At 42.5% G+C, this 22,541-nt stretch carries 16 protein-coding genes; 4 read left to right on the top strand and 12 right to left on the bottom strand.

All coding sequences use genetic code 11. From position 1 onward, the window contains the following. Positions 1 to 9: 9 nt before the first annotated feature. The 9 genes from AB5062_RS18820 to AB5062_RS18780 form a co-directional block, all read right to left on the bottom strand. Positions 10 to 5,688: an alpha-2-macroglobulin gene (locus AB5062_RS18820; RefSeq protein ID WP_368326938.1), complete on the bottom strand. Its 5,679-nt coding sequence runs from the start codon at positions 5,686 to 5,688 to the stop codon at positions 10 to 12. A 109-nt stretch (positions 5,689 to 5,797) separates the two neighbouring features. Then, complete coding sequence (locus tag AB5062_RS18815) at positions 5,798 to 7,948, bottom strand: O-antigen ligase family protein (RefSeq protein ID WP_118292483.1); 2,151 nt, start codon at positions 7,946 to 7,948, stop codon at positions 5,798 to 5,800. Then, positions 7,932 to 8,306, bottom strand: a complete 375-nt coding sequence (locus tag AB5062_RS18810; RefSeq protein WP_317190225.1) for a hypothetical protein — start codon at positions 8,304 to 8,306, stop codon at positions 7,932 to 7,934. The genes AB5062_RS18815 and AB5062_RS18810 overlap by 17 nt, the downstream gene beginning before the upstream one ends. Positions 8,307 to 8,495: 189 nt before the next feature. Then, positions 8,496 to 8,648 (bottom strand): hypothetical protein, encoded by a 153-nt coding sequence (locus AB5062_RS18805; RefSeq protein WP_317190227.1) that lies wholly within the window; start codon positions 8,646 to 8,648, stop codon positions 8,496 to 8,498. A gap of 48 nt (positions 8,649 to 8,696) precedes the next feature. Continuing rightward, a complete protein-coding gene (locus AB5062_RS18800) occupies positions 8,697 to 9,131 on the bottom strand; it encodes a hypothetical protein (protein ID WP_317190245.1) in 435 nt (144 codons plus the stop codon). Further along, a complete protein-coding gene (locus AB5062_RS18795; protein WP_118292484.1) occupies positions 9,121 to 11,436 on the bottom strand; it encodes a carboxypeptidase-like regulatory domain-containing protein in 2,316 nt (771 codons plus the stop codon). The genes AB5062_RS18800 and AB5062_RS18795 overlap by 11 nt, the downstream gene beginning before the upstream one ends. Positions 11,437 to 11,499: 63 nt before the next feature. After that, positions 11,500 to 11,805: a hypothetical protein gene (locus AB5062_RS18790; protein ID WP_172778187.1), complete on the bottom strand. Its 306-nt coding sequence runs from the start codon at positions 11,803 to 11,805 to the stop codon at positions 11,500 to 11,502. Positions 11,806 to 11,815: 10 nt separating this feature from the next. Further along, the gene (locus AB5062_RS18785; RefSeq protein WP_118292485.1) at positions 11,816 to 12,136 is read right to left on the bottom strand and encodes a DUF3244 domain-containing protein; all 321 of its coding nucleotides are present in this window, start codon (positions 12,134 to 12,136) and stop codon (positions 11,816 to 11,818) included. A 129-nt stretch (positions 12,137 to 12,265) separates the two neighbouring features. Next, complete coding sequence (locus AB5062_RS18780; RefSeq protein WP_118292486.1) at positions 12,266 to 14,008, bottom strand: tetratricopeptide repeat protein; 1,743 nt, start codon at positions 14,006 to 14,008, stop codon at positions 12,266 to 12,268. Positions 14,009 to 14,950: 942 nt separating this feature from the next. Here AB5062_RS18780 and AB5062_RS18775 point away from each other — a divergent pair. Continuing rightward, positions 14,951 to 15,418 (top strand): nucleoside deaminase, encoded by a 468-nt coding sequence (locus AB5062_RS18775; protein ID WP_118292487.1) that lies wholly within the window; start codon positions 14,951 to 14,953, stop codon positions 15,416 to 15,418. 61 nt (positions 15,419 to 15,479) lie between these two features. Here AB5062_RS18775 and AB5062_RS18770 read toward each other — a convergent pair whose 3' ends face one another. Further along, positions 15,480 to 16,940 (bottom strand): aminoacyl-histidine dipeptidase, encoded by a 1,461-nt coding sequence (locus AB5062_RS18770; RefSeq protein WP_005845829.1) that lies wholly within the window; start codon positions 16,938 to 16,940, stop codon positions 15,480 to 15,482. Next, positions 16,937 to 17,941: a lysylphosphatidylglycerol synthase transmembrane domain-containing protein gene (locus tag AB5062_RS18765; RefSeq protein WP_005849046.1), complete on the bottom strand. Its 1,005-nt coding sequence runs from the start codon at positions 17,939 to 17,941 to the stop codon at positions 16,937 to 16,939. Before AB5062_RS18765 ends, AB5062_RS18770 begins: the two co-directional genes overlap by 4 nt. Before the next feature lie 98 nt (positions 17,942 to 18,039). On the opposite strand from AB5062_RS18765, the gene rsmA reads away from it, so the two are divergent. From rsmA to AB5062_RS18750, 3 genes are all read left to right on the top strand, one after another. Beyond that, positions 18,040 to 18,882 (top strand): 16S rRNA (adenine(1518)-N(6)/adenine(1519)-N(6))-dimethyltransferase RsmA, encoded by an 843-nt coding sequence (gene rsmA / locus AB5062_RS18760; protein WP_005849048.1) that lies wholly within the window; start codon positions 18,040 to 18,042, stop codon positions 18,880 to 18,882. Between the two features lie 31 nt (positions 18,883 to 18,913). Then, positions 18,914 to 20,254, top strand: a complete 1,341-nt coding sequence (mgtE, locus tag AB5062_RS18755) for a magnesium transporter (protein WP_005845823.1) — start codon at positions 18,914 to 18,916, stop codon at positions 20,252 to 20,254. A 260-nt stretch (positions 20,255 to 20,514) separates the two neighbouring features. Continuing rightward, positions 20,515 to 22,323 (top strand): DUF349 domain-containing protein, encoded by a 1,809-nt coding sequence (locus AB5062_RS18750; RefSeq protein ID WP_057280353.1) that lies wholly within the window; start codon positions 20,515 to 20,517, stop codon positions 22,321 to 22,323. 94 nt (positions 22,324 to 22,417) lie between these two features. Here the strand turns inward: AB5062_RS18750 and AB5062_RS18745 are convergent. Further along, positions 22,418 to 22,541, bottom strand: a 124-nt coding sequence (locus tag AB5062_RS18745; protein WP_195494115.1) for a transposase, incomplete at its 5' end; no start/stop codon positions are given.

Here is a 22,541-nt window from a genome sequence, read left to right as displayed (position 1 = left end):
CCCGTGTCTTTATTCCACCATCACCCGATATCCTCCCGTATGCCCTCCGAATTCCGGAGCATAAGCAGACTGAACAGTTGCAATTCCAGCCTGATATTCTCCTGTCCGGTTCACATACACCTGATACTCTATGACATAAGTTCCTTTTCTCATCTGATCGATAAAGAACTGAGTCGAAGCATCTTTGGTAGCCTGATAATATCCCAGCCCGTTGCTCCAACGGAATCCCGAAACTGCCTGTAACGGTTCCATACAAGCTGCACGGTCATCTTTGATCTGAACAAAATCCATATCACGGTCAGCCTTTACAGTCAGGCGAACGGTAATCCTATCGCCAACCTTCAATGGAGCTGATTCATTCAAAGCCTCATCTCCTTTATATAATTGACGGCTGACAGACAATCCGTTTCCCTGCTCACCTATTTGATCCATACTTTCCAGATATTGGGCATAAACGGCTCCCCAACCCATTCCGGCTCCTTCTTTATCCACCCTTACTTTCTTGATATTCATCACATCACCGGACACCGTCTTCTTGATATAACCGATGGCATCATCTGCCGGAGTCCGGATCACTTCTTTACCTAAAGTAATCTCTACTCCTCCTGTATTTGCCAATAAATCCGAAGCTCCTGTAGCCATCAATGCATACACCGCATCAGCCGTGGCAATCGGCGTTTCCCAAGTCTGTGTCTGTTTCTGCTTCAACAGCCAGCGTTTCATTTCATCGATCGCTTTCGTATCTTTTGTTATACGCTGTATAGCTTCCATAGCAGCCACTTCAGTCGGAATTTTATAACTGAACCATGAATATCGGGCTTTAGGAGTATCAAAGTAACGTCCCATTTCATCCGTCACAACAGAATACTCCATCAATGACTGCATAAACAGCCTGGCTTCTGCCACCTTACCGGCCTGCTGCAAGATGATAGCTCCCAACGCCTTTCCATAAATCGTCAGTTCTTTTCCCTCACCGGACAACTTGTCTATGAAATACCGGTTCACCTTTTCATCAACCGGAGCCTTGCCATCCAAAGCACAGATATACAAATACCTGAGAACCTGCTCTGACGGACGGATACCGACAGCCCCTTTCTTTTCAGCTTCTTTCATGGACTTATACTCTTCGGCTGCCTGCTTGCCTAAATACTCGAACCCTTTTTGAATCATAGGCTGCATCCGGCTGTCAGCATCCTGATGAGTCAATGCATTCAGCCGGACCAGCATTTCCATTACCTGAGTAGTTACATAGCGGCTGCCTTGCATACCTTTATACCAACTCCATGCGCCATCGGCATTTTGCAATTCTCCCAGTTTTTCTACAGAAACAGCCAGTTGGCTATTCATTGTATTCAGGTCAAACAAAGTGGCGATACGCTGTTTTTGTTCGGCTTCATTGGTAGCTTCTGCCAGCCAGGGAGTTTCAGCCAGCAGGATATTTTTCAGTTCCTGATTCTTTTGCAGATTGCTCATAAAAGTTTCCTTCGTGCCACCTTGAGCCTTCCAGCTATCAAAGACTTGCTTGATACGGGGATTTTCTTTAACTATATATGCAGCCAATGAATGGGCATAATAAGCGGTAGCCCAGGAAAGAGCATCTTCATTCTGAGGATGAGCCACTACAGGCAAAGCCTGCACGGCATACCAAGCCGGATGGGCAGTAAATTCTACGGTCAACCGTTGTTCGGAAGCCGTTTTGCTATGCTTGTTAAACAGGTTTTCCAAAGAGAAAGTATGCGCACCTTCCCCATTCACGTTCAGAGGAACGGTTTCCGTCACCCACTGTTTGTCTGTCAGAACGGGGATGTAACGCTGTTCTCCATCACTGAAGGTATCTCCATCCGCTACCATCCGGCATGCCATTACCGCATATTTGTCACTCACTTCAAAAGTAAAGTTCACATGCCCGGTTTCTCCTCCCTTCACATCAAACTTCTGTTTTTGTGAATAGAATACCTTTTCTGTTTCCGGATTGAACAATTCCATGCGGACAATCCCTTTCACTCCCTTGTCCGACAGGTTCATCAGTGAAGCGGCAATATTCGCTTTATCTCCCACGCGGACAAAGCGGGGCATATTAGGCTGAAGCATAAACTCCTTGCTGGCAGTAGCGGTAGCTTCTATCTTTCCATAATCCACATTCCGGGTATGTGCCAAGCCCATAAACTTCCATCGGGTAAGGCTTTCGGGCAGTACAAAGGAAATACTGACTTCACCTTTTTCATTGGTGCGGAGCTGTGGATAAAAGAATGCCGTTTCCGCAAAGTTTTCACGTATCTGTATATCACCCGTTTCTGCCAGTTCTTCAGAACTGCCCATTTCTACCTTTTCCTGTGCAGACGTTTCTACCATTTCTTCCTGGAGCACCATATCAGTAACAGCCTCCTGGTTCATCACAGCATTTGCGGCACTCCTGCCTCTTATCTTCAAAGCTCCTGCAAGAGTGGCACGAGGACTGCCTCCGTAACCTACCACCATAGCCTCCATTCTTCCTGTAGATGGAATGATCAATTCACTATATTCCAAAGGAACCGCACGGAGCCTCTTCAACGGGAAATCAACATACAAATAAGCATTCCGCATATAGGATGTATTCCAATAAGTCAAAGGAACCACATAATGAAAGTCCACTCCAAAGTCCAACTTATGTGCACTATAGATTTTATCCAGAGAAGCATCATACATAGTAGCCAGCATTTCAGCCTCAGCCGGGCTTCCATCCGGATAAAGTACCGTCAGTTTCCATTCCTCTTGCTGTCCAGGACGGAGTTTGTCACGGAACGTAGTCCATTTCAGCTGCAACTTCTTTTCAGGGGCCGGTTTCATAATCCGTGCATTATGACTGTAAAGTCTGCCATCTTTCACAAATGCCATACTTACCAGAATGCCGTCACCATATTCCTTCTTATAAGGGAAGCGGAAACTGACCACCGAGTCCGAAAGCTCTATACGTTTGCTTTCCAAGCGCTTATTTCCTGCAAATACATCATAAAGCAGATAGACATTCTTTTCGCTGCTACCTATATATACAGTCGCCGGAGATGCTGCATCAAATTCCAGACCATCCTGATAGAACCAATCCGTTATCACGAAAGGCGGACGCTTGTCGTTCAATGAAAACAGAAGGAAATTCTTAGATGCCGTACACTCTCTGCCCTGCGTATCCTTAGCCGAGAGCTTCAAACGATAATTGCCGGAAGGCAGGGCATAAATAGCCTCAGGAACAAAACTCTTGTTGGCTTCCACCGTACCGGTCAATACCTTTCTGCCTTCTTTTTCCTGACCGTCTTTCTGCTCCTCCATCTCGACTACCTGATAAGTAACCGGAGTATCTACCGGCTCACCCGAAAGATTCATGGCTGTCAGTTTTATTTCCAGCTTCTTTTCTTTCACCAAATTATCGGGCAGATTATCCATATTCAGCACCATTGAAGTACTTCCTAAAGGCAATGACAAATTAGCTTGCTGTGTCTCACCTGCACCATCCGTCACATCCGCCTGTATGTTGTACGTATAATACCACAACGGAGATTCTCTCCTGTCCGAGTCTATTTCAAAATGCACCGGAACGCTGAACTTACCATCCGCATCGGTCATTGCCTCTCCCTCCCAACGGGCTGAACCTCTGCCCATAAACCGCCAGACCCAGGCATAGGAACGAGATATATTATAGTGTACCCTGGCATTCTGCACAGGCGCACCGGCAAAAGTCTTTGCCATACCCACCACTTCTATAGAGTCACCCACTTGATACTCCACTTTCACGGGCTCAAACGTGACATCAAAGGTGGGACGTTTATATTCTTCTACCTTAAAACTGACAGAAGTATCGGCCGCACGCAAGCTAAAATAACCGGTCAGGCAAGGAGAGGGCAAAACAAACTGTCCGCTGAACGAGCCAAAACCATTCGTCCGTACTTCCACTTTTCCTGTTTCATTATTATTCGCATCATATAGGGATACCGTATATTTTTTATCCGCAAGCACACGCGTAGAATCCTTTTCCATTTCATAAGCCAAGCCGGATACATATACGGTTTGACCGGGACGGTAAATGGAGCGGTCGGTAAATAATTGCAAAACTTCTTTCCTCTTGCTCTCTTTATAGTAATAATCGTTTTTCCAAAGATTCAAGATGGGCATCGCATTATCAGCCGCCGTATGTGCATTATACCAGTATTTGTTACTATTCAGGAAATCCAGTTTCAAAGTACCCTGTTTATCCGCCTGGTAGGTCTGTTGGGGAGAATAACCTCCTCCCTTCTCCGTATAAATGGTTACTTCCGCCTCAGAAACAGGCTGTCCGCTCACTGCATCTACCACCACCAGTTCCAACGTACCATCCGGCAGAGGACGATAAATGGTCTTTAAAGCGGTGACATTCATTAATGTTCCGTCCGAAACGCCCTTCTTCCCATCGGGCACTGCCTTTAAGAAATAAATTCCCGCTTGAGGAGCCTGTATGGTCAGGGTGGTATCGACATTCAAATAATCTGTAGTAGGTTTCAAAGAAAAATGCTCCTCGCGTTGCAAACGGGCATATTTACTTTCAAAATGGGTGGTTCTGTTCTGCAATACGGCAGAGGTTACGGGTAAATTCACCTTATATAACTGCAAGGTGATGCCGGTAAGGTTTTTATAATTTACTTTCACCGACTGCTGTTCACCCGGATAGGCCGTAGCTATTTCCAGTGAAAGGCTTGCATTCAGAATTTCCTTTTCTATATTCTTCAGTTGGTTGATACCTTCGTAACGGGGGTATCCGGCTATTCCTTCACGAACTATCCGCAAGCGCTCTACCTGATTATTTTGATACTGTAGAAATTGTGCCAAAGCCAGATAAGCTTCAGGGACTGTTTTCACAGCCGGATAAGTATGAATCCACTTCCGAAGTTCCTGTTGGCATACGTCATTCGAGAAGTTTCCGGAAAAATTGCGGTACAGGTAATTCAATGCATCTATCCCGGTCAGCAACCAGCCCTCACGCTCCGTTTCCGTATCATATGCTTTCAGCAAGGACTGATAAGTCTGCATGACAGCTGCCGTCAGGTCACAATCAGAGACGGGAACAAACTGATAAGTAACAAACTGATCCATATCCGTCATATCCACAGACAGACTGTTTGTCTGATTTGCTTTAGCAGCCGCCTGCCACCTGTACTGCTGCATGATTTGTATGGCACGACGTGCCAGCAGGTTGTACAGATTATCACGAAAATACCGTTTACTAGCCTCTCCCACTCTCACCATAGGTCTCAATTTCTCGACCGGGATAAGTAATAACCGGTCTTTATCCTTGAGAGAGGCCTGCAAATAACCCAATCCTTTTTTTACGTCGGCAGGCATGGTCATTTCACCCAGAATAGAATACAATATAGCTTTGTCTTCCATACTGCCGGTTTGGGAAGCCCATTGTTCCAAACCATTCATATCTACCTTCAAGCTATCGGGAGTTAAAAGGGAACGGTACTGCATGGCAGTGAGATAGGCTTTCATCATTTGCGGTACATTCTGTTCCGCTTTTGCTTTATCGTAGATTTTCATTGCTTCGGAAATAACCGACTTGGGCAGATCCTTTCGTTCCAATACTTCCAGTTCTTTCCACAAATTGTCATAGGTTTGTGCCTGCATAGGAGCAAATACGCTCATTACCAGTAACACTATCAAAGATAAATAACGAATTTTCATATCTACAATCTTTTAGTTCGTACTAAGTCTTCTTTAACAAAGAAACGAAATAGATGTTTAAAGACTGCATACGTTTTAATTAAAATAACTAAAAGGTAGGGAAATAGGTTCATTGGAGGGTTATCAATGGGTAGCCATACCACTCACGAAACTTCATACCATAGCTTTGAAACAAGTCCTTTTCTTGAAGAAATGTCAACTTCAAAGCCTTGTCTGTCAGTTCTTTTGAACCGGAGAAAGCTCCGAATGTCAAGAGTTTATACTTTCTAAAATATCTTTCAGCCTCTTCGTTTTCCCCTCTCTCTCTTCTAATTTTCCCCAGCAGACACCAAGGAATAGAAAGATTGGGTACCTCTGCCACTGCTTGAGACAACCAATATTCAGCCTCATCCGTTCTTCCCAAGAAGTAGGTAATAAAACCGTATCTCGCGAAATCGGAAGGCATATCCGTATCCTGTGGATGATGCAACAATAATTCTCCGACAAGAGAATGATAAAAACAGGAATCTGTTTTTTCTAACATCCGGACATCTTCCATTCCAAGTATGCGTGGCGACAGTAAAACTGCCTCTTTCAAATGTTCTTTCGCTTCTACCTGCTGCCCTTGGCTGTAAAGCAGTCTGTATAATTTATATCTGTAAAGCACATTCCGAGGATAGCACCCAGCAAGTTCCTGCACAGCTGCAAGAGCCTGTTTATCTTTTCCTCCCAGCAAGTCCAGTTCTGCCAGCAAATAACCGATATGTACATCTTCCGGCTGTCTCCTTTGTGCTTCGGACAAGAGTTCTCCGGCCTGCTGCAGATATTCTTCCCGTGAAGTGTCCTTGAAACGGTTCATATACATAATTCCCTCATTAATAAGACCGGGAACCGTCTTACCCGCCTCTTCCAACAGGCGGCCAGCCTCCTCATATTCTCCTTTTTGCAGACAGAGAACCGCTTTCTCATTCTTTTCCGTATTGACTAAATGGCGGATTATAAAGCACTCAATAGCGGCAGAGCACAGACAACAAACCACCATGGCGGCATAGTTTATTCTGTTTTTCCCTGAAGCATCTTCCCACCGTAGCGACAGTCCATCCCCCTGTTGAATATAAACCAACAGTACACAAGCCAGCAGAACACTTATAGGGGCAGACAACAAAGTGCTCAGTGTCATTTCTTTCAGGGCAAGAGTCCACAAAGCACATCCGGCTATGACACATACCTTGTTTCTTCGAGCTTTCCATAATTGTACGACTATACAAGCCAACAGCCAAACGGACAACCCTAACCCAATAACCCCTTTCTCTATCAGCATCTGCACCACCCAGTTAGGAGCAAAAGTTGTATAAGCCTGTGTTGTATCCTGATTCAACTCCTTGTCCATAGCCAGTGTATAATTCCCCGTTCCTGCGCCAAACCAAAGATGAAGCGGAAAGACATTCAAAGCCGAACATGTGGCATTCATACGTCCCTGCGTACTTTGACGCTGAGAGGCCGTCTTGTTCATGCTCAGTGTAGTCATCACCTCTTTGGAACAAAACAAGCTGACCGTACCTACACTCAACAGTACGACAACCAACAACTTCCATTTCTCTTTTATCGGCTGAAGAACGCCCAATAGTAAAAGAATAAGAATTCCAGAAGCCATAAAAGCCCCCCGTGAAAAGGAAAGCCATGTAGCGACCCATGACAAGGTCAGCAGGACGTAAGTCAGCCACCTGACGCCAGTATTACCCGACCGATGAAACACCAATGACAATCCGGCAAAACCAAGCAACACAGTAGTCCATTCATTCGTATTATGCCCCAAAGGCAGAAAAAGAAAGCGGAAAGAATAAGTGTCCTCAAATCCAGCATCCAAAACAGAACGACGGAAAATGAAGAAAGACAGCAGGGACAGCAAGAGTGCCACCCCCATGACTATACAAATACTCTGCTTCAGAAGACGCACACTCTTAGGGTATTCCATTACTTGCCTCAACAACAGGTACGCAAAATAGAGAGCAGTGGAATTTCGAACAACACGAACAGAAGCAAAAGTATTAATCGAAGTAAAACAAAGTATTATATCATATACCCACAACAGAAATACAATCCTGTCTATTCCAGTTCTGTTCAGAAAAGCAAAAGTCTTCGCCCAAATAATACACGCTAAAAGCAATATAAGCTTCAATCCGTAAGGGTCATTCACAAAAAACAACATCATACCTATCACTGCAACAATCACAAGAACAATGATATTGCTGCGCACAATCAACTTATTTTCGTTTGGCATACTTTAACAATGGACGGATCAAGTTAACAGCCATAATCCCTATCAATGCCAGAAACAGCATCTGCATCCCGATGTTGCGCAACAGAACAAACGGCGGAGTTACATTATTGGAAAGATACAATATGAGCTGTTCCATTTCATCCGGAAACGACAGGACAAAGCGGTAGAGAAAACGTGGTATGATATAAAAAAAGTAGTACCCCATAAACAGATTAACCAATATGGAATAGACCAGCAGGCAATATTTCTCCAGACCGTTTATCTGCAACAGATAGGGAGTAGTCTTCACCGGCTGCTTGCGTATCCGCCTGAGCAGATACCCCACCAATTCCTTAGAGCGTTTTCTCAGGTTGGGCACACCCTACAAATCGGAAGCTATCCAGTAGCCATCAAATTTGAAAAAAGGATTAAGTGTCATCAGGAATCCGAAATTCATAGTCAGTATCAGATACCTCAGAATATCATTGTACGTCAAGAAGAATGCCACCAACAACCCCAACAGACAATAACTTTGGAAGTATACGCCTGCCAGATTAACCACACAGCGCTAGCTACGTTTTAATTGCCATACTTCGGTAACATCCGTATAAAGTACAGGAATGTTCAGATACAGTCCGAAACCAATCCCTCCATGCTTGATGCCATAATATTTGCAGGCAGAAGCATGGCCTAACTCATGAAAAAGAGAAGATCCCAACATAAACACCAATAATCCCAGTATACTATAAACATTTACGTGACTGCTGAATTACAACAAATTTTCTGTAGTAATCATGAAAAAGATATCCACCAAAAATCCTATTAACATAACAGTTATCATGTATTGCTTTTTGAATAATAAACGAAAAGCATCAGAAAATTTATCGATAAGAGAGATTGGGAATAGCTCTCTTTCATAAAGGAATGTCTTGTTTTTCTTTTCTCCTCTATTCTTTATTAATATGGGATGTATATATTGTTCTATAACATTCTCGATTTGTTCCGTTGTATATCTCCCCTTCTTTTGTTTCACAAAGGAAGATATACATTCTTTTTCCTCGCTGTACTTCTGTAGCATTAACACTAGCTCTGCAACAGAATAGCTAGTTTCATAATACAGTCCATTACATTGTAATAAATATCGGTTATCAACTGTTGATGTAGCCAACTTCTGAACGCTTATCTGTTGGTATTTATTTTCCATTGAGTGAATCATTTACTTTTAAAATACCTGAATGTTTTCCGTTTTCCATCTCCACTTCTTTAAACTGATGCTTTTTCCCCATATTAAATCTATAATTGATATTAATGTAAAAAATATGATTTAAAACACCCGGTTGGTAATTACAAGTAACTTTGCTATATCTATCATTATAGTATTCACTTTTTATAGCACAACTGAAAGGATTTTGTGTACCGGCTTCAAAATGCCAGCAGTTCAAAGTATAACCGACATTGATCTTTAATGAAACAGGTACAGTAAACACACTCCCCCTTGCCACGTAAGAAACGGGAGTAGTAAGCTCCGCAGATGCCATCATATTTTTATGAGTAAAAAGGAATTTAGTCTGAACTATAAAGTTTTCTTTTCTTATCTTTCTCCAATCATACTCTGTATCACAACCGTATTCTGCTGTAACCATCCATTTCAATTTATCCGGAATCAACTTAAATTGGGCTTCCACATCAGAGATTATTTGAATATGATTTCCTCCATTCAAATAATTATGAACAAACAATTCTCGTTCAGGATCATAATCCACTTGTTCGTATATTCTCTTTCCATCTTGGCGGTATTTAAAGAAATAAGATAACGCCCCCCATTGAAAGCCTTTGGTATAAGTCAAAGAAGCGTCCCAAGAATAACTGGTCTTCAAATTCGGATTGCCTTTGAGTATTTGATAACGGTCTATTATTTGTTCCGTATTATTTTGATAACGCATTTCGGGATCAAAAATTCCTGAACCGAACTGGATATTAACTGTATTTTGCTTGGGTAAATACAAATTTAAAAAAGTAGAAGGTGCAAAATAATGTTTGAATAACGAATTCTCTCCGTTATCAATAGCCACCAACTTATCCGCCCATTGCAAAGTAATAGAAGCTACTTTCTTAATACGGACATTATACCCGGCCATGATATTAGTTTGCTCGTCCTTTAGCTTGCTTTTTGTTGCTTGGTCTTGGTAATAGTATGTATTGTCTGTTTGTTTACGGCTATAGTTTATATCAAGAAATACGCTATGTTGTTTAATGGTCTTTACATAAAGCAATGTAGGATTAAGATAATAGAAGTGTTCACGTGTATCCGACAAAAAAGAATTAGCTGATGACACATTAAGGCTCTGATAAAATCTATTGTATGCATTTTTATTATAACTGCCAAAAAGTTTAACCCGAAGGATTTGCATGTGTTTCATCCTCCTGTTATAACTTATTTGAAAAGCAGACAGAGCATCTTCCGAGCGTGTCTTTTCTGTTACAGATTCATCTACAGAATGGTTGCTATACAGTTCTGTCTTTTTATGATTATTTTTACTATTCCCTTTTTCCAGTTTAGCACTAATAGCCAGTTGGTTATTAGCGTCTTGAAACAGATAAGACAACGTAGTATTGAATGTATTTCCATGAATTGGCGAAGGAAGTGTTCGGGTAGTTCTCACGACCACTTCATCAGGAAAGCCAAACCGTATGTCAGTTTCTTCTCCTCTGTCAGGAGTATAATGGTCATAATTTCCATTCACATAAAATGAGAACTCTGATTTTTTATGATACACTTTGGCACTGACACCGCCATTACCTTTCACGTAGTTTAAACGTTGGTTAAGATTACCCACTATTGTAGCTCCATAGTTGTGCACTGTTAAAATATAATCTATTACCGATGTAGCAGCAGGATGTTCAGGATGATGGCTTTCATAGAAATCAACCCGGAGAATATCTTTAGGATCCAATGTTTTAATTTCATCCATACTCGCTTCTCGTCCGTTGATACACAATAAGGTATTTCCTTGCCGCGTACTGACAGTCTTATTGAAAGGGTCTACATTCAGATTTGGAATCATCAGGACAGATAAGGCCGAATAGCCGTCATAAGCATGATGTTTTTGACTTTTTGATGGAAAAACCATTAATTTATTATCTTTCCTCACTGCTTGGTTTGCAGTAACAGCTACCTCATCCAATAGCTGAGAAGCCGATTTCAATATAATATCACCTACGTTTACATCATCAGCCAGCTGTAGGTTCATTTCATAACTTTGATATCCTATATAAGTTATCAACAACTTGCACTGTTGATTACTTACAGCTTGTTTGATAATAAATTTTCCGTCTGTTCCACTTATAGTTCCTCCCAAAAAACTTTTATTCTCACCATAACATTGAATCGCTGCTGAGGATATCAATTCATTATGTTCATCAAGAATCCGTCCTTGAATTCTAATAGTTTGCGCATGTATGCAATTGGTAATCATACATATTAAAAAGACGCTGATAAATCGTAACATATTTTTTTGAGGTTAGTTATTTATAATACAGATTAGACGAAAGTTAGATTATAAAGGTTACAATTAATTTCTTCCCACTATTTCATATTCCGGCTGCTTTATTTGATACACGGAATCTATAAAAGTATAGTATTCATCAATCACATTGCCAGTCAGATAGTATTTATCTGCCATATTCTCTATCAAGAACAGAGCCGCTTTCAACTTCAACGAGTCACCACTATCCTGATAATGCCGAATCACTTGGAAAAGCTCTTTCCTGTTACCTCCGGCTTTCGACAGTGCTTCCTCCACTCCCATGTTTGCCATTTGCATCTTGCAACCGCTTAAAGACAGAACGATGAATAATATGTATAATACCCTATTCATTGCCTACTCTTTAATCGACACGAAAATATCCTATCACATAATTCGTTCCCTGCATCACTGTAATATAATAACCACCTGACGGAAGCATATCAACCGGTATTACATATTCCATATCGACCGTTACATTAGCCAACTCCAAACAGACTTGTCGTCTATCCTCAGTTGTTATGGCAATGGACAAGTTTTCCAATACCTCATCAGACAGGATGAGAAGTATATTTCCTTCTTTCAGTAAGGTAGGAGATGAAGACAAAGAACGCACACCAAGTGTATCTTCCCAATTCTTATTTACTGGTATCTTTTCAGCATAAGTCCCCGTACTAAACAGCATAAACTCACTATTAATCTTTTCACTTTCATCATTGCATTATCACTTAAATTTGATGATGCAAAGCTAGATAAAAAGATTAAAAGAGGTTCAAAAAATGATTTGACAGAGATTTGACAATTTACTAAACACCTATAAATCAGCAATTAGTTTATCCAGATCTTCTCCTGTACCTTCTCGACCCGAAATCTTTTTATAAAGCCGTTTACGGGCTTGGGAAATGGCAGAAGGAGTACATATCAAGATACGAGTCATGCTCATGCAGTTTAAAGACAACTTGATGAGGTAGCAGATATAGAGTTCCCTTTGCGACAGTTTGGAACAAAGTTCATACAGACGGTCAGTGAATTGAGGATAGGCAATATCAATAGCCGTGCGAAGCGCATCCCAATCCTCTTCCTGCACTTTCAGTTCCTCCTGCTCTGCTTGATGAAAGAAAGCATAGACATCAGACCGACGGAAAGCATCTTCCAGTAACTCCCGGTTGGAAAGCAAAGCGGCACTTTGATGCCCGGAAGTTTCCAACACCTTCCGCTGAGAGAGCAACAGCTCCTGCCGGAGCGTGTCATTCTGTTTAGCCGCTTCCACCAATTGCCTTTCCACTTCCTGCAACTTCCGCTCGTTCTCGCGCATATAGGCCAAGCTATGCTTATATTGTTCTTCCTGTATCAACCGCAAACGCTTTTCCTGCTCAATGGCTTTCTGCTTCCTGATGCGGATACGCTGAATGACAATAACACCCAAGGCTATGGAAAACAGCAGAACAAATAGAAGCAGATAGATTTTCTTTAAATAGCTTTCATTCTTCAAATCCAGCTGATGGTTCTTCTGTTCTTCGTGCTGAAAGCTATAAGACAGATGCAGTTTCTCTACTGCATCAGTCCGAGTTATTGCATTTATAGAATCTTGTAATATTCTATATTGCTTGTCATAAGCCAATGACAGCACTTCATTCCCCTGCGTCTTTTCTAAGTCAGTCAGGTAATAATTTGCATAGCACTGTTTATGAAGATTTCCATATTTCAGCACCTCTCCCCAATAATAGCGAGCGGAATCCACTTGTCCTTCATCTTTATATATACTTCCCAGGCACAACAATACATTACCCGCTTTCCTTTCCGCAGGCAATACTTTCAATAAAGTCTGTTTTGCCAACCCAATTTGGCCCTCATCGTAGTAAAAGCATCCCATTTCCCCAGCTATGCCGTCAGCCAATTTATCTTTTTCGTATTTCCGTGCTATCCGGTAAGACTCCTTATAATAATAAAAAGCACTGTCCTTCTCATTTTTCCCATCATACGTCCGAGCCAAAGTAGCCAACGTATTGGCATACCGCACCGAGTCCCCCAACCCTCCATAGCAACACAACGCCTTCCGAATCATGTTTCGCGATTCATCATAAAGTTCTTGATAAGCAAACAAGATTCCCATCTGCCCGTAAGTCATTCCCTGCAAAAGAGTTTGCTCCGTGTCCTCGCCAACCTCTATGCCCTGATGATACGCCTTCAGCGCCCTTGAAATATCGTTCATGTCCCGATAGGTTCCTCCCAAATAATAATAGGATTCAAACAAGCGTTCCTTATCACCCTTTTTCCGATAATAATCAACGATGGAAAGAATAACGGAATCGGTGGTATGCGGCATATAAAGTTTGTCCTCTGCTTTTATAGTAAGCAAACGATAATACATTTGTGTCTCCTGAGGAGCATTGGACATGCTGTCCGCCAATGTCTCCAGCAAAGCCAAAGCGCTGTCGGGACGGGCATCCATGCAACTCATGGCCTGTTTCATGGCTATAGGATAATCTTTCCCCGATGTACAGGAAAACAGATATAGGCATCCTGCCAGCAAGTATATAAGCATTGCGTTTTTCATATCTACAATCTTTTAGCTCGTACTGAGTTTTTTTTACAAATATAGCAAGACCAACGATAATTACACCCTAATGGGTATAATTTATTAGCTTCTTTTGCATAATATACCCGAAAGGGTGCAAAGTATTAGCCCAAACCAGCGCATTACGGAAAACCAGGAGTATTCAGCAAATTCGTGATACAAAGAAAAAGGACAGGAAAATTCCTTCAAAAGCTTCAGCCTCTCCGCAAACCCTTTGCCGGTGGACATTCCGGCTAAAGGATTACACCGGAAAATGCTTCAGCCCGAAAAAAAATCCTTCAGCCGCACCCTCTGGGGGTATGCATACTCCGCACAGATTGGTTCCCCAATGCTTCAAAAGTCCTATATCCAGGCACTTGTCACCGTATTGCACCCCTAAATGAGCAAACTGACACAACCGGAAACATATTCTTTTTCATCAGGATAAGTTTGTATTTTCTGCCTTTCAAATTTATCGTTTCACTCTAGTGATGAAGTTTCACCACTAGAGTGAAATAATTTGATCACTAAAGTGATACAACTTCTTCACTAAAATGAAACGATAATTTTGAAAGGCAGTCAAAGCAAACTCTTCCTAATAGTAACATCATTTCCAACAGGCATAAAAGCACCAGAGAAAATGAACTTCCACAAACACATCCCGAACAACCAAAAACTGAAGCTTCCATAATCGGGCTGAAGGAATTTCCAAAGGCAATCCTTCAGCCGCTTCGCCCTATTGACGGGCTTTTGCGGAGAGGCTGAAGCTTCTGAAACAAAAAACAGGGCAATGTCCCCGGAGGCACTGACAATCACCTCAATGGTAGCAGAAACCGACAAGTGTACACATGAAGCGGCAGTTTCCGAATAAAATAAGCCCTCTCCCGCATATATAGCCGGAAATATCGTATATTTGCTCTGTACTAAAGAAATAGAACCACTATGAAGAAAGAAGAATTAATGCGGAAAGCCATTGAGCTTTCTATAGAAAACGTGGCAAACGACGGCGGTCCTTTCGGAGCAGTTATCGCCAAAGACGGAGAAATTATCGCTACCGGAGTCAATCGTGTCACTTCACAATGCGACCCTACCGCCCATGCGGAAGTCAGCGCCATCCGTGCAGCGGCAACCAAACTGGGAACATTCAACTTGAGCGGATGTGAAATTTATACTTCGTGTGAACCGTGTCCCATGTGTCTGGGAGCCATTTACTGGGCACGGCTGGATAAAATGTATTATGCAAACAACAAGACGGATGCCAAGAATATAGGGTTTGACGACTCTTTTATCTATGATGAGTTAAGCCTGAAGCCTTCGGCACGCAAGCTGCCTTCCGAAGTTCTTTTGGCGGAAGAGGCGATAAAGGCATTCCAACAATGGACAGAGAAAAGTGACAAAGTGGAGTATTAATAGAAAGGCGCGGACGAAATCCCTATCATCCGCGCCCGAAATCTTTATAAGATATTAAAGACTATTCTTTTACCGGCGTATTTTCCAACGTAGCTACTACGAAATCATAGAACTTGCCTACAGAAGGAATAAAGCAGCGTTCATCCGGTGAGTGAGGAGAACGCAAGGTAGGACCGAAAGAAATCATATCCAATCCCGGAACCACCGCACCGATGATACCGCATTCCAAGCCGGCATGAATCACTTTCACAGCAGGTTCCGTACCGAATTGTGCCTTATAAGACTCCTTCATGGCTTTCAGAATAGGAGAATCCACATTGGGTTCCCAGCCTGAATAACCACCTGAACGGGTTACTTCCATACCTGCCATAGAGAAACAGCTTTCCAATGCAGTATTCAGATAATCCTTCATTGAATCGCGTGAACTGCGGGCCAGGATTTTTATCTCCGCCTTGCCACCACCTATAGAAACAATAGCCAGATTGGAAGAGGTTTCCACGGTATCGGGGATAGTAGGAATCATACGCATCACTCCATTCTGACAAGCATAAATGGCATCCACCAGATTATCTTTAATTTCATCGGGAACCATCATCGCAGGCAATTCCACCCGTTCTGCCTTGAAGCTGATCGGTGTTTCGTGTACATGATATTCTTCATTCCACAATGCTTCGCACTCCTGCACAAATTCCAGTACGTCCGCTTCTTCTTCAGCCGGAACCGTAATGACCACTTCACATTCACGAGGAATGGCATTACGCATATTGCCACCTTGCCAGGACACCAGGCAAGCCTCATCGTAAGTTATCACCTGGTTCATGAAACGAGCCATCAGCTTGTTGGCATTGGCACGTCCTTCATTTATTTCCAATCCTGAATGACCACCGCGCAGCCCTTTCAAGGTAACTTTCAAAGCAATGTCAGCCGGATCTGTTTCCACTTCTTTATATTCCAACACTGCTGTCAGGTCTTCACCGCCTGCACAACCGATATACAATTCTCCTTCTTCTTCCGAATCCAGATTCAACAGAATATCACCGTCTACCGTTCCCGGCTTCAAACCGAACGCACCGAACATACCGGTTTCTTCGTCGGCAGTAATCAGTGCTTCCAACGGACCATGTTTCAGCGTCTTGTCTTCCATGATAGCCATGATAGCGGCAACACCCATACCATCATCGGCTCCCAAAGTCGTGCCTTTAGCTTTCACCCAATCTCCGTCAATGTAAGTCTCGATAGGATCATTTTCAAAATCATGCACTGTATCGTTATTCTTCTGAGGAACCATGTCCATGTGAGCCTGAAGAATCACCTTCTTACGGTTTTCCATCCCCGGAGTGGCAGGCTTACGGTAAATGATATTACCGGCTTCGTCCTGGAATGACTCTACGCCTACACTTTTTCCAAAGTTCAGCAAGAACTCTTGCACTTTCTTCAAGTAACCCGAAGGGCGGGGAACCTGAGTCAATGAATAGAAATGCTTCCACACATTCTGCGGAGCGAGAGAGAGAATTGTACTCATAACTTCTTAGTTTTATTTGTGAACGGCAAAGCCGCTAATCCATATATACCCAACAAAATTAATAAAAAAGTTTGTATTCCATGCACTAATAAGGCAAAAATTCCCGCATCTTCTTTTCCCACTCCATAGAGCATCATCATCGTTATGACAGCAAAATGCCACGGACCCGCCCCATTAGGAGTCGGAACTACTACCGCAATGCTACCTACAGCAAACATGACCAGTCCCGCCATCACTCCCAAATTATCGGAAAAATCGAAACAAAAGAAAGAAACATAGAATTGCAGGAAATAGCAAGTCCAGATACCGACGGTATAAAGAATGAACAGAGGCATCCGCTTTACATGACGCAAAGACAGTACACCGACCCATACATTATGGAGAATGCCTTTCACCTTAGCAAAGACCGTCACATTCCTGATCAGAAAAAAAGCCAGCACCAATACGGCCAGCACACAGACGATAGTGATATAGAAATGCCCCGAAGTAAATACCTGTGCCAAAACCGTGGTATCCGTGCCGGTTTCTTTAAAAAAAGTATCGAATACCCTTGCCTGCATTATAAGAGTTACCCCTGTAATCAACGACACACACAGCGTATCAATCAGCCGTTCCGTAACCACCGTACCCAGCGATTTGGAAAAAGATGTACCATCATATTTAGCCAACACCCCGCAACGGGAAATCTCACCTACACGGGGAACAACCAAGTTGGCGGCATAAGACACAAAGATGGCATACACACAATCGGATGTTTTGGGATGCTCGCCCAACGGAGCCAGCGTAAGCTTCCACCGCCAGCCACGAAAAATATGGCTAAACACACCAAACACTAATGACACTAACATCCACCCATAGTTCATTCCTCCATCCAAGACCTCCCACACCCGGGAAAAATTGAATCCGTGATACATCCATATCAGTATCGCAGCCCCCAAAAATAACGGAAATGCAATCTGCAAACCTTTATTTATAATCTTTTTTAATCGAGTTCGTTCCAAAATCTGTGTATATTAATTTAGAATGTTTACCTTTGCACGATGCAAAGATACTATCTTAGCGAAATAAACCTATTTATTAACGATAGAAAAATAACGGAATGGGATTAGTAAAGCCAAAAAAATTTCTAGGACAACACTTCTTGAAAGATCTCAGTATTGCAAAAGATATAGCCGATACGGTAGACGTGTGCCCTGACTTGCCAATTCTGGAAGTAGGACCGGGGATGGGGGTACTAACCCAGTTTATTATGCAGAAAAACCGTCCGGTAAAAGTGGTGGAACTGGACTATGAATCTGTAGCCTATCTCCGTGAGAACTTCCCTGCCCTGGAAGATAATATCATTGAAGACGACTTCTTGAAACTGAACCTCGAAAAATTATTTGACGGAAAACCTTTTGTCCTGACCGGCAACTATCCTTATAATATATCCAGCCAGATATTCTTTAAAATGCTGGATTACAAAGACCTGATACCCTGTTGTACCGGAATGATCCAAAAAGAAGTGGCCGAACGCATTGCCGCCGGTCCCGGAAGCAAGACATACGGCATTCTCAGTATCCTGATACAAGCCTGGTACAAAGTAGAATACCTGTTCACCGTACACGAACATGTATTCAATCCGCCTCCCAAGGTGAAAAGTGCGGTCATCCGTATGACACGCAATGAAACGACGGAACTGGGATGCAATGAAAAATTGTTCAAGCTCATTGTAAAAACAACATTCAACCAACGGCGTAAAACTTTGAGAAACTCTATTTCTTCCATTTTAGACAAAGAGAACCCATTGAGCGCAGACCCCATTTTCAACAAACGCCCGGAACAGTTGTCTGTACAAGAGTTTATCGAACTGACCAACCAGGTGGAAGCGGCGCTGAAAAACAAGACGGATATTGTCTATAGCAATGATATCGCCCGGAAAGGAACAAACAAGAAAGAATAACACCTATTTATTATATTAACGGAAGAATAGGATGAATAAAGAGGAATTAGAAAAAGTAGAGCAGCTGATCGAGCAAAAAGACTCAGAGCAACTGAAGGACTTGCTTGCCGGACTGCATCCTGCCGACATAGCAGAGCTGTGCAATGAACTGGATGCGGAAGAAGCACGGTTCATATACCTGTTACTGGACAATGAGACTGCCGCCGATGTCCTTATCGAAATGGACGAAGACGCCCGTAAGGAATTCCTGGAAATCCTTCCCTCTGAAACAATCGCCAAACGGTTCGTTGACTACATGGATTCGGATGATGCCGTGGACATTATCCGTGAAATGGACGAGGACAAACAAGAAGAAGTCCTCTCACACATTGAAGACATAGAACAAGCCGGAGATATTGTCGATTTGTTGAAATATGACGAAGACACTGCCGGTGGATTGATGGGTACCGAAATGGTAATCGTAAACGAAAACTGGAGTATGCCCGAATGTCTGAAGGAAATGCGCATCCAGGCGGAAGATATGGACGAAATCTATTATGTATATGTAGTAGACGATGACCAGCGGCTGCGCGGTGTGTTCCCGTTGAAGAAAATGATCACCAGCCCTTCCGTATCCAAAGTGAAGCACGTGATGAGGAAAGAACCGATATCCGTCCATGTAGATACCCCTATAGACGAAGTGGTACAAACCATTGAAAAATATGACCTGGTCGCCGTTCCGGTAGTGGACAGTATCGGACGCCTGGTAGGACGGATTACGGTAGACGATGTGATGGACGAAGTACGTGAACAGGCTGAGCGCGACTACCAGCTGGCATCAGGTTTGTCACAAGACGTGGAAACAGACGATAATGTATTCCGCCAGACTACAGCCCGTCTGCCCTGGCTGCTCATCGGCATGATAGGCGGAATAGGAAACTCCATGATTCTGGGCAACTTTGACAGCACTTTTGCCGCACATCCCGAAATGGCCCTCTACATCCCCCTTATCGGCGGAACAGGGGGGAATGTGGGAACACAGTCCTCGGCACTTATCGTACAAGGACTGGCAAACAGCTCGCTGGATGCCCAAAACACCTGGAAACAAATAGTAAAGGAATCTGTAGTGGCCGTAATCAATGCTACTATTATTTCTATGCTGGTATATATCTATAATTTCATCCGTTTCGGGGCAAGTGCCACCGTGACTTATTCGGTTTCATTCAGCCTGTTTGCAGTAGTCATGTTCGCTTCCATCTTTGGGACCCTGGTTCCTATGACACTGGAAAAACTAAAAATAGATCCGGCCATCGCTACAGGTCCGTTCATATCCATCACCAATGACATTATAGGTATGATGCTTTATATGGGCATCACCGTATTACTATCCTGACACATTTCACTACAGATTACATAGATTGAAATTCAGAGAAAAACAGATTCACACAGAAACCGGCAAAGAATCACAATAAAAGAGAATCTGTATGAATCTATGTAATCTGCAGTGCATTTATCCCCCTTGATTCTCCTATTTTCTCCACTTTTAAGGATTTTCCTAAAAAAATCGGGAAAAACAGTATGAAGTTCTAATTTATTTCTTTTAATTTGTAAATTGTTGTTATAACAAAAACGCTTACTTTAAAAATCTATACGATGGACTCGAATGAAACTATCCGCCCTTTAACCGAAGTTCCAATGGAACAGACATCTGAAACTTTGGTATCATCTTCCGCTACTGCAGAAGAAAATAACGCTACGTATGTACCTAAACAAACGAAAGAAGAGGTCATCGAACGTTTAAAAGAAATCAACGAAGACGCCTGCAATGCAGACAAACAAGAGTTGGATTTATTGAAACAGAACTTCTACAAGCTGCACAAGGCTGAGCAAGAAGCCGCCCGTAAGGCATTTATTGATGGCGGAGGTGCTCCTGAGGCATTTATTCCCCAACCGGACGATGCTGAAAGCCGTTTCAAAGATATCATGAGCTCTATCAAAGAGAAAAGAAGCGCCATACAAGCAGAACAAGATAAAGAAAAAGAAGATAACCTGGTGAAAAAGCTCGCCATTATCGACCGCTTGAAAGAACTTGCCGAATCTCCCGAAGATGCCAACAAAGCATACAATGAATTCAAGAAACTGCAACAGGAATGGAACGATATAAAACAGGTGCCGGCTGCCAAGGTAAATGAACTATGGAAAAATTATCAGCACTATGCAGAAAAGTTCTATGACTTGATAAAGCTGAACAATGAATTCCGTGAGTATGATTTTAAAAAGAATCTTGAAATAAAAACTCATCTCTGTGAAGCCGCAGAGAAATTGGCTGATGAAGAAGATGTGATTTCCGCTTTCCACCAATTACAAAAGTTACATCAGGAATTCCGGAATACGGGTCCTGTTGCAAAAGAATTGCGCGAAGATATATGGACCCGGTTCAAAACTGCCTCTACAGCCGTAAACCGTCGTCACCAGCAACATTTCGAAGCCTTAAAAGAAAAAGAGCAACGTAATTTGGATGAAAAGACCGTAATCTGTGAAATTGTGGAAGCGATGGAATACGATACGTTCACTACTTTCCAAGACTGGGAAAACAAAACTCAGGAAATCATTGCTTTGCAAGCTAAATGGAAAACAATTGGTTACGCACCTCAAAAAATGAACGTGAAGATATTCGAACGTTTCCGTGCCGCTTGTGATGAGTTTTTCAAACGCAAAGCCGAGTTCTTCAAATCCATCAAGGAAAGTATGGCAGGCAATCTGGAAAAGAAGAAAGCATTATGTGAAAAAGCAGAAGCACTAAAAGAAAGCACAGACTGGAAAGCAACTGCTGATATTCTAAGCAAATTACAAAAGGAATGGAAAACAATCGGTCCTGTACCTAAAAAGTATTCGGATGCCGTATGGAAACGATTCATTGCCGCATGTGATTATTTCTTCGAGCAAAAGAACAAGGCGACTTCTTCACAACGCTCGGTTGAACAGGAAAACATGGTTCAGAAAAAGGCGATCATTGAAAAATTAAATGCAATTGACGCACAGGAAACACCGGAAGAGGATGCGGGAAACACCATTCGAGAATTAATGAAAGAATGGAACGGCATCGGTCATGTACCGTTTAAAGAAAAAGATAAACTGTACAAGCAATATCATGGTGTCATCGACAAGTTGTTTGACAAGCTGAATCTTTCCGCATCACAGAAAAAATTAAGCAATTTTAAATCAACCATCAGCAAGGAAGGCAACCTTTATCGTGAACGCGAAAAACTGGTTCGTGCTTACGAAAACATGAAGAATGAAATTCAAACATACGAGAACAACTTGGGCTTCTTGACCAGTTCTTCCAAAAAAGGTAGCAGTTTGGTTACGGAAATGAATCGTAAAGTGGAAAAACTCAAAGCAGACCTAGAATTGATCTTGAAAAAAATTGAGGTGATCGACCAATCAATGAAAAACGAATAAAAACAGTTATATGAAAAAAGAGTCTAACGCAAATGCGTTAGACTCTTTTTTCATATAACGGGTCAGCGGATTTTCCTGGTTGGTAAGCTTTCTTTTAAGCGTATAGCCTAGCCAGTCTGAACATGAAGAATTTCAGATCATCCACCCCTCTTAACTGGCTTCGAAAAGCTTTGATTTTAGCATTGAACGACTCCGCTGAAGCATTTGTCAATCGTTCT

It is taken from the genome of Phocaeicola sp. RTP21359st1_B8_RTP21360_211022, assembly GCF_040911965.1.
In the GTDB taxonomy this organism is placed as follows: domain Bacteria; phylum Bacteroidota; class Bacteroidia; order Bacteroidales; family Bacteroidaceae; genus Phocaeicola; species Phocaeicola vulgatus.
Note: the sequence above shows the minus strand (reverse complement) of the source record. Positions and strands in the feature narration are given on the sequence as shown.